Source organism: Cyanobium sp. Copco_Reservoir_LC18 (assembly GCF_009834675.1).
In the GTDB taxonomy this organism is placed as follows: domain Bacteria; phylum Cyanobacteriota; class Cyanobacteriia; order PCC-6307; family Cyanobiaceae; genus Cyanobium; species Cyanobium minutissimum.
On sequence record NZ_ASAC01000003.1, the window covers coordinates 179,170 to 191,031 of the forward strand.

Here is an 11,862-nt window from a genome sequence, read left to right on the forward strand (position 1 = left end):
GCGCAGGCCTGGGCAAGCTTATCGGTCCCGTCCGGGGGGCTTCCGCCGCCGCCCGGCCCCGGGCCGGCGGCTCCAGAGTCGCCGGACGTAGCGCAGGCCGAAGGGGAGCCACCAGAGCCAGCCGAAGGCCCGGCGGTAGGCCAGGGCGACCTCCTGCAGCCGCCGGCCGGTCTGCTGGCCGCTGGCCCCCGCTTCCCCCATGTGGACCAGTTCCAGATCCAGGCCCCTGGCCGTCAGGTCGCGGCTGGTGCTGAGGCGCAGGAAGTAGTCGAGGTCGGCGGAGAGCCGGAAGGGTTCGGCGTAGTGATCGAGCCGCCGGCGGGCCCCGGGGCCGATCAGGGTGGCCTGGTGGGGGGGGGTGGAGCCCAGGAACAGGCTGAGGCGGAAGGCCCGGCAGCTGGAGAAGGCGGTGCGCCGCCCCAGGCGCGTGGCCCCGTCCGGCCCCTTGCCCGCATAGCGGCCGGAGCAGACCACCAGATCCGGTGGCTGGCCGCCGCGGGGCCCCCGCTGGGTCGCCTCCATGGCCTCCTCGAGCACGGTGCGGGAGGGCGCCCAGTCGTCACTGCCCCAGAACAGCAGCCAGTGCTCCGCCGGTGCGGCCCGGAAACCCTGGTTCATGGCGCCGAAGATGCCGGGGAGGGCCGGATCCTGGGGCTGCCAGCTGAAACGGTGGTCCCGGTGGCAGAGGGCCTCCAGCCAGGCCCGGTGCTCCGGCCCGCTGGGCCCATCGATGAACAGCACCCGCCAGTGGGGCCAGCTCTGGCGCTGCAGGGAGTTCACCAGCCGCGGCAGCAGGTGGTGGGAATCGAGGGTCGGAACGATCAGCGTGAGCCCGGTGGCGGCGCCTGAGGGCGGGGTGGCGCCGTTGGCGGGGCCGGGTGGCGGCGTGGCGTTCACCCCTGCCGGCGGATCAGCACGTCGCCGAGCACGAGCAGGTCCATGCGGGTGCGCAGGAAGCAGTCGAGGGCCTGGGCGGGGGTGCAGACGATCGGTTCGTTCTCGTTGAACGAGGTGTTGAGCACCATCGGCACGCCGGTGCGGTCGGCGAAGGCCCGGATCAGGCGGTAGTAGCGGCCGTTGTCGGCGGCATTGACGGTCTGGAGCCGGCCGCTGCCGTCCACGTGGGTGACGGCCGGGATGCGGGACCGCTGCTCCTCCCGGATCGGATACACCTGCATCATGAAGGGGACCTCCCCGTCGAGGCTGAACCACTCACCCACCGCCTCGGCGAGCACCGAAGGGGCGAAGGGGCGGAAGGATTCCCGGCGCTTGATCTTCAGGTTGAGGATGTCCTTCATGTCGGCGCGGCGCGGGTCTCCGAGGATCGAGCGGTGGCCCAGGGCCCTGGGGCCCCACTCCATGCGGCCGTCGAACCAGCCGATCACCAGCCCCTCGGCGATCGCCGCCGCCACCTGCTCGCACAGGACCCCCTCCTCTGGCTGCTCCAGGCTGCACCCGGCCTGCTCCAGGGCCGTGCGGGTGTCCGCTCTGGCCAGCAGCTCCTCCACCTCCCCGGGGGCCGGCTGACTGCCCAGGTAGGCATGGCGCATCGGCGTGGCACGGGGCTTGCCCAGGCCGTGCCAGACCTCAAGGGCGGCGCCGAGGGCGCCCCCCGCGTCGCCGGCGGCCGCCTGGACGTAGACGTGCCGGAAGGGGGTGGCCAGGGTCACCTTGCCGTTGGCCACCGAGTTGGCGCCGCAGCCCCCGGCGATGCAGAGCCGGTCACTGGGGTGGCTGCGGTGCAGGGCCCGCAGCAGGTGGAAGAAGGCCTCCTCGTACATCGCCTGGGCCGAGCGGGCGATGTCCATGTGCTGTTGCTCCAGGGGCTGGTCGGCCCGGCGGGCGGGGCCGAGCAGGGCTTCCAGCTCCGGACTCCAGTGGCTGCCCACCACGGGAGCGCCGTTGCTCCACTGGTGCGGCAGCTTCTGGGTGGCATGGAGGAAGTAGCGCAGATCGAGGCGGTAGGTGCCGTCGTCCTGCAGCCGCACGATGCGGCGCATCGCCTCCATCCGGGTGGGCTGGCCGTAGGGCGCCAGCCCCATCACCTTGTATTCGTCGCCGTAGTTGGGGAAGCCCAGGTACTGGGTGATCGCCGTGTAGAAGGCGCCGAGGGAATGGGGGAACCAGATCTGGCCATCGAGGCTGAGCTGGTTGACCTGGCCATACCCCCAGGCACCGCTGGCGAAGTCACCGAAGCCGTCCACCGAGATGACCGCCGCCTCCTCGAAGGGGGAGGCGAAGAAGGCCGAGGCCAGATGGGCCCGGTGGTGCTCGACGAAATGCAGCTGGGCCCGGATCGCCGCCCCGGGGAAGGCCTGGGCCAGCTGCTGGCCCAGATCGGCCCGTTCCCGCTTGTTGCGCCAGCGGGCGACCAGGAAGCGGGGATCGGGACGGTGCCCCAGGGTGTAGGCCACCTTGCGCCAGCGGTGGGCCCCCGGCTGGGAGTTGATGGCGACGTGGTCGAGGTCGGCCGGCCCGACGCCGGCATCGGCCAGACACCAGGCGATGGCCTGGGAGGGGAACCCGGCCCAGTGCTTGATGCGGCGGAAGCGCTCCTCCTCGGCGGCGGCGACGATCACCCCGTCCCGCACCAGGGCGGCGGCCGCATCGGCGTGGAAGGCATTGATGCCCAGGATGAGCGTCATGGAGCTGGGGAACCGGACGGCGGGTGGAGGACGGGCTGGACGGATGGGGCCCCGCGAAGGGGGATCGGTGGAACCCCGCTCCGGTCCGGGGCACCGGAGCCGTCCCGATGGGCCCCATCACCCGGTCGGCCTCGGCTTCCACGGACGGCTGGCCGGATCAAGGGAGAAAAACGCTCAGCGGATGACACGGCGGAGACGGCGTTCGCCCGCGAGTCGATTCTAGGTGACCTTTCCGGAGCCCTCCCCGCCAGCGCGGACGGCCACGCCGTGAACCGGCTCATCGGCGGGGCACCGGCGCAAGGCTGAGGCCGAGGTGCGCCTCCAGCCAGTGCTGCAGCACCATCAGGCTCCAGCGCCGGTACCAGGGCGTCAGATCGATCCCCCGGGGGGTGGAGGGCAGCCGCAGGGCCAGGGGCGTGGCCGGGTCGTCCAGCCACAGCTGGAACGGGAAGCGGAACCCCTGCTTGGGGCGGTTCAGGAACCAGTCGGGCAGTTCCGGCACGCTGCGGGCCAGCAGCTGCTTGCCCTCCGCCAGCCGCAGGGCGGTGGGGATCGGGGCCAGCCGGCGCTGCAGCCGGGCATCCACCAGGGGCAGGCGCAGCTCCAGCCCGGCGGCCATCGCCATCACGTCGCTGTCCGGCAGCAGCTGGTTGCGCAGATAGCGGCTGCCCTCCAGCCAGGCCACCCCTTCGCGGCCCCCCGGCGCTGCGCCGCCGCCCGGGCCGCCCCCGACCCCGCCGCCATCGGCGGCCGACGGCACGCCCCCGGGATCGGGAGGGAGCCCCCAGTGCGCCAGCAGACGATCGGCCTCAGAGCGGGAGAACAGGCCCCGGAAGCAGCCGTAGGCCTCCGCCAGGGAGGCGGGCGCCTCCAGGAGTCCGGTGATCCGCTGCAGCCGGGCGCGGCGCCCCTGGGGCAGCCGCCGCAGCAGCCAGGCCGCCGGTGGACCGGCGGGGCCGATCAGGCTCCGCCAGCGCCGCAGCTTCGGCACCATCCGGAAGCTGGGGTAGCCGCCGAACAGCTCATCCCCGCCGAGCCCGGAGAGGGCCACCTTCAGCCCGTGCTCCGTGGCCAGCCGGGAGACACACCAGGTGTTGTAGCCGTCGATGGAGGGCTGGTCCTGGCTGGCCAGGAAGGCCGGCAGCCACTGGCGGGCCTGGTCGGCGCTGAGGTTCAGGGGGGTGTGATGGGCACCGAAGTGGGCGGCGATGCGGGCCGCCGGCCCCGATTCATCGAAGGCGCCGGCGCCCGGCGTCTCGAAGCCGATCGTGAAGGTGTGCAGGCCCCGGGGGGCGAGCGCCAGCAGGGAGGCGGAATCGAGCCCGGCGCTGAGGAACAGCCCCACCGGCACATCGCTGACCATGTGGGCCGCCACCGAATCCTCGAGGGCCGAGCGGGTGAGGGCCACCGCCGCCGCCGCCGTCATGGCGCCCGTGCCGGTGGCGCCGAGGAGGCTCTCCGGAAGGGCTCCCCAGGGCTGCAGCGTCAGCCGGCCCTGGCGCCAGGTGGCGGCGTGGCCGCAGGGGAGGCGCTGCACCCCTTCCACCAGGGTGTCGGGCTCGCTCACCGAGCCGGTGGCCAGGTAGCGCCCCAGGGCCCGGCGGTTCAGGCGCGGCGCCTCGCCGTCGGCGGCCAGCAGGGCCCGCAGCTCCGACGCGAAGGCGAGGCCGCCCCCCGGGCCGCTGCGCAGGTAGAGGGGCTTGATGCCGTGGGGATCGCGGCCGAGCAGGGCCCTGCGCTCCCGGGTGTCATACAGGCAGAAGGCGAACATGCCCCGCAGCGCCCCCAACCCGTCCAGGCCCCGGCTCACCAGCCAGGCCAGCAGCACCTCCGTGTCGCCGCTGCCCCGGAAGCGCTGCCCCTCCGCCTCAAGCCGGCCACGCAGCTCGGCATGGTTGTAGATCTCGCCGTTGAACACCAGCTGCCAGCGGCCGCAGGCGGAGGCCATCGGCTGGGGGCCCAGGGGGGGGAGATCCAGGATCGCCAGGCGCCGGTGCACCAGGCAGGCGTTGGCGTCCTGCCAGACGCCGGCATCATCCGGCCCCCGGTGGGCGAGGCGCGGGCCGACCCTGGCGGCGAAGTCGCCCGGGTCATTCCCCAGCTGGCCCGCGATGCCGCACATCGCCCCTAGGCCTCCCGCAGGGAGGCAATCCTCCCGGGGGCGATCGCCTCCAGGTGGGCCCGGAAGGTGCGCCGGGCCGCCTGGGGGCTCGCCTGCTCCCGCACCCAGGTGAGCGCGCCGGCGGAGAGGCGCCCGCGCCGGTCCCGATCGACGCTGATCGCCGCGATCGCCGCCGCCATGGCGGCGGGATCACGGGGCACCAGCTGGCCGGTGCGGTCGTCGAGCACGTAGTCCTCCGGGCCGCCGCAGCGGGTGCTCACGACCGGGACGCCGCAGGCCATGGCCTCGAGGGCGGCGATGCACAGCCCCTCCTGGTGGGAGGGGATCACGAACACATCCAGCGTCTGCAGCACCTCCGCCAGGGCGGCGGGGGCCAGGCAGGGGAGGCAGCACACCCGCTCGGCCAGTCCCATCGCCACCAGGGGGCCGCGCAGGCGGTCGACGTCCTGCTCGCCCGCCAGCACGAGCTCGATGGGGTGGCCGGCGGCGACGAGGCGGGCCACGGCCTCCAGCAGCAGGGTGATGTGCTTGCGGGGGTCCCCGTAGCGCCCGGCGAAGCCGACGCGCCAGGGCACCAGCCGCTCCGGGGCGGGGCGGAAGACGGCGGGATTCACCGGCATCCGCATCACCCCGTCCATGGGCCGGTGGGCCAGCGCCTCCAGGGCCCGGGCCGTGTAACCGCTCAACGCCAGGATCCGGCCCCGGGGGGCCCGCAGCACCTGGCGCTCCAGCCGCTGCAGCACCGGTCCGTTGAGCATCCGGTCGAGCAGCCGCCGGGGCCGGGAGAAGCCCCTGACCCGGTCAACGCGATCCTCCCTCCAGGGGGTGGCCACCCAGGCCAGGAAGGGGATCCCCAGGCGGGCGAAGGGGACGGCGCAGAGGGGATTGCCCGTCACCGAGAGGTGCAGGTCGCAGCCGGCCACCAGCTCCCGCCAAGCCCGCCGCGGCAGGTAGTGGGTGAACTCCAGCTCCGGCAGCCAGGCCCCCAGGCCATGGCCGTCATGGTCGCCGTAGACGCACCGCTCCATCCGACCGGGGCGCCGGCCGCTGGCGAGCGCGTGCAGCGGCACCGACAGACGGGGATGGGTGCTCCAGGGGGCGTACCAGGCGAACACGGGCTCGATGTCGAGCTCCTCGAGCATCCGGGTGACGGCGGTGGTCATGGCGGGCACGCCGCCGTCCACCGGTTCGATGGTGCTGACCAGGGCCCGGGGCCGCCTCATTGCCTGAGCCAGCCGAACAGGTCGCGGTTGTCGCGGACCCAGCGGATCAGGTGACGTACACCCGCATCAACGCTGATCTCCGGCGTCCAGCCCAGCTGCTCGGCCGCCTTGGTGACATCACAGATGAACACCGGCTGGTCGCCCGGGCGGGACTGGCCGCTGAGGGGCGTGAGCGTGATGGCCAGCTCCTCCTCCAGAAAGCCCAGCAGATCCCGCAGGCAGAGGGTGTTGACCGGCCCGCCACCGATGTTGAAGGCCTGGCCGCTGATGTGGTCGCGGCTGTGCCAGGCGGCCTCATAGGCCCGGGCCAGGTCGCGCACGTCGAGCACGTCGCGGGTCTGCCAGCCGTCGCCGTAGAGGGTGATCGGCCGCTCCAGCAGGGCGGCGATGCTGAACCAGGCCACCCAGCCCTGGTCCTCGATGCCGAACTGGCGGGTGCCGTAGATGCAGGACTGGCGGAAGGCGCAGGTGTGCAGGTCGTAGATGCGGGCGTAGTCGATCGTGTACTGGTCGGCCACCCCCTTGGAGCAGCCGTAGGGGGAGTGGAAATCGAGGGGCTGGCTTTCCGGCACCCCGGACGGGAGGTCGCGGAAGCGGTAGCCGTGGGGGGTCATCTCCACCGGCACCGTTTCCATGCCGCCGTAGACCTTGTTGGTGGAGGCGTAGAGCACGAAGCTCCCGGGGGAATGGAGCCGTACGGCCTCCATGACGTTGAAGGTGCCGAGGGCGTTGATCTCGAAATCCTCCCGGGGGTTGGTGTAGGAGGTGGTCACCGCCACCTGGGCGGCCAGATGCAGCAGCATCGACGGACGCACGGCGGCCACCACCTCCGCGAGGGCTTCGGCCTGGCGGATGTCGATGCGGTGGAAGGCGATGGCGGGATGCTGATCGAGGAGCCAGCGGAGGTTGTCCTCGGTGCCCCGGCGGGAGAGGTTGTCGAGGACCGCCACCTCCCACCCCAGGGAGGCGAAGTGCTGGGCGGCGTTCACGCCGATGAATCCGGCGCCGCCGGTGATCAGGATCGAAGGCATCGAGAAGAGCGGGGCGGGGGAATCAACGAAGGACTCGAAGGGGGCGGTCCAGCGGTCCGGCCGGACCTTAATCCAACCGCCAGATCCTGCAGGGCCCTGTGGGCAATCACGGGGGAGTCGAGAGGCTGCAGCGGCCCTCCAGGAGCATCAGATGGAGCAGCAGTTCGGCATACATGCGCTGCTGGGCGTAGGCCCAGCCGCGCCAGCCCTCCAGGAGCCCCCCCTTCCAGATCAGGCAGAACAGCAGGGCCGCCAAGGGGGCGAGGGGGGTGTGCTTGCGCAGCCGATCCGCCGGGGACAGCTGGCTGGAGGGGGTGGCCCGCAGCTTGGCCGCCTCGATGGCCAGGTAGGAGCCCTGGGAGGCCAGCCAGCGTTTCAGGGGTTTGCGGTCGTCGTGGAAGATCGGCTGCCGCAGCCGCCCGACGGGTCCCGACAGGACGATGCGGTGGCCATGGCCGTCGTTGCGATAGCGGCCCAGCTCCGGGCGATAGAGGCTGGTGCGGGGGGGCAGCATGCCGCTGCGCAGGGGCCGGCCGCCGATGCAGTAGCGGAACGGGATGGCATAGCCCGCCATCGCAGTGGCCGCCGGATCGCTGAGCACCGCCTGGATTTCAGCGGCCAGCGGCGGCGGGATCAGATAGTCCGCATCCAGGCTCAGCACCCAGGGGGAGGTGATCTGGTCGAGGCCGAAGTTGCACTGGTCGGCGAAGCTGTCGAACGGTCGGTGCAGCACCCGCACCGCCCCGTGGCCGGCGAGGATCGAGAGGGTGGCATCGCTGCTGCCGCTGTCGATCACCAGGATGGAATCCAGCCAGCCCAGGTGGTCGAGGGTCCGGCCGATGTTGGCCTCTTCGTTGTGGGTCAGGATCAGGGCGGTGAGGAGCGGCGCGGCGGGCTCGTTCCAACTCATGTCTGGGGCTGGGAATGCTGCTCCAGGAGGATCTGCTGCTGGCGTCGCTGCTCCTGCCACAGCGCCCACTGTTCCTGCTGCTGGGACACCAGGGTGGGAATGGCCAGGAAGGAGCCGAGGGACAGACTCATCAGGATGAGCACGAAGGGGTCGCCATAGAGCTGGGCCGCTGAGAAGAACGCCGGGACATTCGCCAGGGCGAAGGACATCAGCCCCATCAGCAGGGCCGAGGTGGACTGGGGCAGTTGCTTCAGCAGGCGGAAGTTTCGCAGCAGCACGAGGCCCAGCAGCACCAGGATCACCCCGAGCACCACCATGCCGGGGACGCCCAGTTCGAGGATCAGGCGGCCGCCGCCACCCTCGGAGACGTAGCCCACGCTCTGAATGGCATCGCGGGCCGCGTTCCTCACCAGGCCCCCCGTGCTGGCGCCGGCGCCCACCCCCATGCCGATGCCGTCGGAGACCTGGATGGCCCGCAGGGTGGCGCCGATGCCCTGGGAATCGAAGCGCTCGACCAGATCCTGCTGGATGGTCAGGGAGCGGTTGGTGTACTCGCCGAAGTTCTCACCGAGATTCTCGGAGAGGATGAAGGCATACAGGGGATAGGCGATCCCGGCCACGCCGAGCACGCTGGAGATCACCCGCTCCTTGGAGGCGGGGCTGGCCCGGCGGCTGAAGAGCAGCAGATAGACGGCGACGAACGCCATGATCAGAACCTGGGCCTTGCGCCGGCCGGTGAGGATCGTCAGGAAGGCGAAGCCCGCCGCCAGCAGCAGCAGCCCGAACTGATTGGTGGGTTTCTGGCTGGCGATGCCCATCGATGCGGCGATGCAGGCCGCCGCCGACAGCTGCCAGGAGGCGATCTCACTGGTGCGCCAGAAGCCGGAGGCCCCCTGGGCGGAGAAGCCGTGGCGGAAGGTGATCAGCAGACCTCCGCCCACTTCCTGGAGGGTGGGATGGTCGACCCCCTGGAAGCTCAGGTAGACGGTGAAGGCCATCACCGTCGAACCGATCAGGTAGAGCGTCAGCAGCCGCTTGAGGAACGGCAGGGAGCAGCCCACCTGGAAGCCCACCCAGAGGCCGAAGGCCGGGGCCAGGTAGAAGGCGGCGCCGATGGCGGTGAGGCGGATGTCGGAGAAACGGGCGAAGCTGTTGAGGCTCTGCAGGGCGATCAGGGCGAAGTAGATCGTCACCCAGCCATCGAACTGCGGCACCGTCCAGAACATGGCCCGCAGGTTGAAGCGGCCCGCCCGCTCCAGCATCACCGCGCCGCACAGGGCAAAGCCGATCAGCACCAGGCCGACCATGTAGCCGGGCTGGTCCGGGGTGATCTTGCGCAGGGGATCCTGCACGAAGCCGATGAGAAGGGTGACCATCAGGCCCGCCCGCCAGTCGCCGTCGAGCAGCACGGCGGCCAGGGCGCCGAAGAGCACGATCAGCAGCAGGATGGTCATCGGCCGGGGGAGGAGTTCAGCACCTGGCGGTAAGCGTCACGCAGCTGAAGGGCGATCGTGCTCCAGGAAAAATCCATCTGAGCCAGATTAAGGGCGGACGCCCGCATTGACAGGGAGGGCCGCTCCAGGGCGGTGACCAGGGCCCGGGCGAGGGCTTCGGGGTCGCTGCCGCAGACCAGGCCGGCGCCGCAGCGCTCCACATCGGCGGCCACGGCCACCTCGGGGGACAGGATCACCGGGGTGCCGGCGGCGAGGGCCTCCACGGCGGCGATGCCGAAATTCTCCGCCGCCGATGGCAGCACGTACCAGTCGGCCGTCTGCAGCGCCCGCCACTTGGCCTCCCCCTCCACGAACCCCAGCCAGCGGCAACGGGCCTCCAGGCCCAGGCGCCGGCTGCGCTCCTGCAGCCCGGCGATGTAGCGCGGCTCCCCGTCGCCGGCGATGGCCAGCTCCCAGGACGCCTCCGGCCGGTGCCGCTGCAGCAGGGCCAGGGCGTCCAGCAGGTTCTCCAGCCGCTTCTTGGGGTGCAGCCGGGACAGGAACAGAAAGCGGACCGGCGTGGTGCCTTCCCGGTCGCCCGCCGCCGCCGCCGCCGCGGGGCCGCGCACCCCCAGGGGCAGCACCAGGGCGGGGGGGGCCAGGCCGAGGGCGGCGGCCTCGTCCCGTTCGGCGCCGCTGGTGAAGTGAAGCGCGGCCGCCCGCTGCAGGTTGCGCCGTTCGATCAGGCCCAGCATCAGCCGCTTGCGGCCGCGGCTCTGGGCCAGGCTCCACGGGCTCAGCTGGCCGATGCTGCGCAGGATGTAGGGAACGCCGGCCCAGCGGGCCTGGGCCATGGCACTGGTGGAGGGGTAGGAGAACAGGGCATGGATGTGCAGCAGGTCGTACTCCTTCAGGTGGCGGGCCAGCCAGAGACTGAGCCCGGGACTGATGGCGAACTCCCGCAGGGCGGCGACGGGCGGACTCCAGCGGGGAAAGGCCAGCACCGGCACCCCCTGGTGCTGCTGCCAGCGGCCGGTCACCAGGTCGGGGTGGAGCCCCGGGCCATGGTCGTTGGTGGTGAGGATGGCCGCGTCCACCTCCCGGAGCCGCAGGGCCGCCACCATCTCGACCACGGCCCGGCTGGGGCCGCCCCGCAGCGGGCTGATCGAGGGGATGACATGGAGCACCCTCATGGCGCCGGGCGAATCGCCAGGAAATCGTCGAAGGCTGCCCCCCAGGTCGCGGCCACGGCGGGGGCGGCGTAGGCGGCGATGGCCTCTCGGTGGTGGCGGTGGCGCTCCCGGAACCAGCCGCCCCGCTCCCGCAGGGCCACCAGGGCGTCGAAGATGGCCGCGCTGCTCTCGATGTCGCAGTAGATCCCCTTCTCCAGGCCTGCGACGATCGCCTGCAGCGGGTTGCCGGCCGGCCCGGCCACCAGCACCGGCGTGGCGTGGGGCAGGTATTCGAAGAACTTCGAGGGCAGGTTGTCGGTGTGGCGCGGGCCGATCAGCACCAGCAGGCCATCGGCGGCCTCCGCCAGCTGGTGGGAGCGTTCGTTGCTGACGGGGGCGTGGAGGGTGACGTCCTGGCGCAGGAGGGGGTCGCGGCGGATGGCCGCCCGGGCCGCTTCGTAGAGGTAGCCGTAGAGCAGGATCCGCAGCCCGCCGTGGGCCTCGGCCCGCCAGCGCCGCACCGCCTCCAGCAGGGGCTCGATCGGCCGCCAGGGGCCCAGGCTGCCGGGGTGGAACAGCGTCAGCGGCGCCAGGGGTCGCGCCGGCGTCTCCCCGCTGGCCGGCCCGCCTCCGACGCTGGCGGGCGGGGCCGCGGGAGCCTCACCGGGATCGAAGCAGTCCGGCAGGAACCGGGCCGGGGTGTCGCCCAGCAGCCCCTGCTCCCGGTAGCGCTCCAGGGTGAGGGGCGAGGCGAACACGGCCCCGGCGGCGGCGGCCAGCACGGCCCGCTGGCGCTCGGGGTGGGCCGGGTGGAAACGGCCCTTCTCCCGGTGGCCGAAGGGATCGTCGTAGATGGCGATGAAGGGCTTGCCGAGCTGGCCGGCCACCTCCAGGGCCACCTCGAGCACGCGGAAATCCGGGCAGATGCCGGCCACCGCATCGAAGGGAAGGCGCGCCGCCGTCTCCAGGGCGGTGGCCCGGAGGCCTTTGAGGACATGGGCCTGGGGGTCGTGGCGCCCCAGCTGCTCCAGGCGCCGGTGGACCAGCTGGCGCAGGCCGAACCAGAGGTGGAGCGGCGAGCCGCGACGGCGCCGGTTCCTGCGGATGGCGCAGCGCTGGGAGCGGGACACCTGCCGGCTGTAGTGGCAGAAGCGTTCCTGCTCGGGGAAGGGTTCCGGGGTGACGGCATCGAGCCGGGGGTCGGGGCCGACGACGTGGAACTCCCAGCCCGCCGCCGGCAGATGGGGCAGGAGCTTGGCGTAGCGGCGGGCCTGGACGCCGCCGCCCCCCGGCGGCTGGAGGGAGAGGACCAGGGCTCTGGCCATC

General features: G+C 72.4%; 9 protein-coding genes. All 9 read right to left on the bottom strand.

All coding sequences use genetic code 11. The annotated features are described in order from the left end of the window. Nucleotides 1-18: 18 nt before the first annotated feature. Nucleotides 19-897 (bottom strand): glycosyltransferase, encoded by an 879-nt coding sequence (locus L107_RS01090; protein ID WP_159816038.1) that lies wholly within the window; start codon nt 895-897, stop codon nt 19-21. Beyond that, nucleotides 894-2,645, bottom strand: a complete 1,752-nt coding sequence (locus L107_RS01095) for a carbamoyltransferase C-terminal domain-containing protein (protein WP_159816039.1) — start codon at nt 2,643-2,645, stop codon at nt 894-896. The genes L107_RS01090 and L107_RS01095 overlap by 4 nt, the downstream gene beginning before the upstream one ends. A 277-nt stretch (nt 2,646-2,922) precedes the next feature. After that, a complete protein-coding gene (gene asnB, locus L107_RS01100; RefSeq protein WP_159816040.1) occupies nt 2,923-4,767 on the bottom strand; it encodes an asparagine synthase (glutamine-hydrolyzing) in 1,845 nt (614 codons plus the stop codon). 5 nt (nt 4,768-4,772) lie between these two features. Further along, nucleotides 4,773-5,990, bottom strand: coding sequence for a glycosyltransferase (locus L107_RS16845; RefSeq protein ID WP_159816041.1), 1,218 nt, complete (start codon nt 5,988-5,990; stop codon nt 4,773-4,775). Then, entirely contained in the window at nt 5,987-7,021 is a 1,035-nt protein-coding gene (locus L107_RS01110) for a GDP-mannose 4,6-dehydratase (RefSeq protein WP_159816042.1), read from the bottom strand. The genes L107_RS16845 and L107_RS01110 overlap by 4 nt, the downstream gene beginning before the upstream one ends. A gap of 106 nt (nt 7,022-7,127) precedes the next feature. After that, on the bottom strand, nt 7,128-7,931 hold the full coding sequence (locus tag L107_RS01115) for a glycosyltransferase family 2 protein (protein ID WP_159816043.1): 804 nt from the start codon (nt 7,929-7,931) through the stop codon (nt 7,128-7,130). After that, nucleotides 7,928-9,385 (bottom strand): hypothetical protein, encoded by a 1,458-nt coding sequence (locus tag L107_RS01120; RefSeq protein ID WP_159816044.1) that lies wholly within the window; start codon nt 9,383-9,385, stop codon nt 7,928-7,930. Before L107_RS01120 ends, L107_RS01115 begins: the two co-directional genes overlap by 4 nt. After that, complete coding sequence (locus L107_RS01125) at nt 9,382-10,557, bottom strand: glycosyltransferase (RefSeq protein WP_159816045.1); 1,176 nt, start codon at nt 10,555-10,557, stop codon at nt 9,382-9,384. Before L107_RS01125 ends, L107_RS01120 begins: the two co-directional genes overlap by 4 nt. Beyond that, the gene (locus tag L107_RS01130) at nt 10,554-11,861 is read right to left on the bottom strand and encodes a hypothetical protein (RefSeq protein WP_159816046.1); all 1,308 of its coding nucleotides are present in this window, start codon (nt 11,859-11,861) and stop codon (nt 10,554-10,556) included. The genes L107_RS01125 and L107_RS01130 overlap by 4 nt, the downstream gene beginning before the upstream one ends. Between the last annotated feature and the right edge of the window lies 1 nt (nt 11,862).

Coding starts and splice junctions, on each gene's coding strand:
- L107_RS01130 (WP_159816046.1), bottom strand. CDS start 11,861: ATGGCCAGAGCCCTGGTCCTCTCCCTCCAGCCGCCGGGGGGCGGCGGC.
- L107_RS16845 (WP_159816041.1), bottom strand. CDS start 5,990: ATGAGGCGGCCCCGGGCCCTGGTCAGCACCATCGAACCGGTGGACGGC.
- asnB (WP_159816040.1), bottom strand. CDS start 4,767: ATGTGCGGCATCGCGGGCCAGCTGGGGAATGACCCGGGCGACTTCGCC.
- L107_RS01110 (WP_159816042.1), bottom strand. CDS start 7,021: ATGCCTTCGATCCTGATCACCGGCGGCGCCGGATTCATCGGCGTGAAC.
- L107_RS01115 (WP_159816043.1), bottom strand. CDS start 7,931: ATGAGTTGGAACGAGCCCGCCGCGCCGCTCCTCACCGCCCTGATCCTG.
- L107_RS01125 (WP_159816045.1), bottom strand. CDS start 10,557: ATGAGGGTGCTCCATGTCATCCCCTCGATCAGCCCGCTGCGGGGCGGC.
- L107_RS01095 (WP_159816039.1), bottom strand. CDS start 2,645: ATGACGCTCATCCTGGGCATCAATGCCTTCCACGCCGATGCGGCCGCC.
- L107_RS01120 (WP_159816044.1), bottom strand. CDS start 9,385: ATGACCATCCTGCTGCTGATCGTGCTCTTCGGCGCCCTGGCCGCCGTG.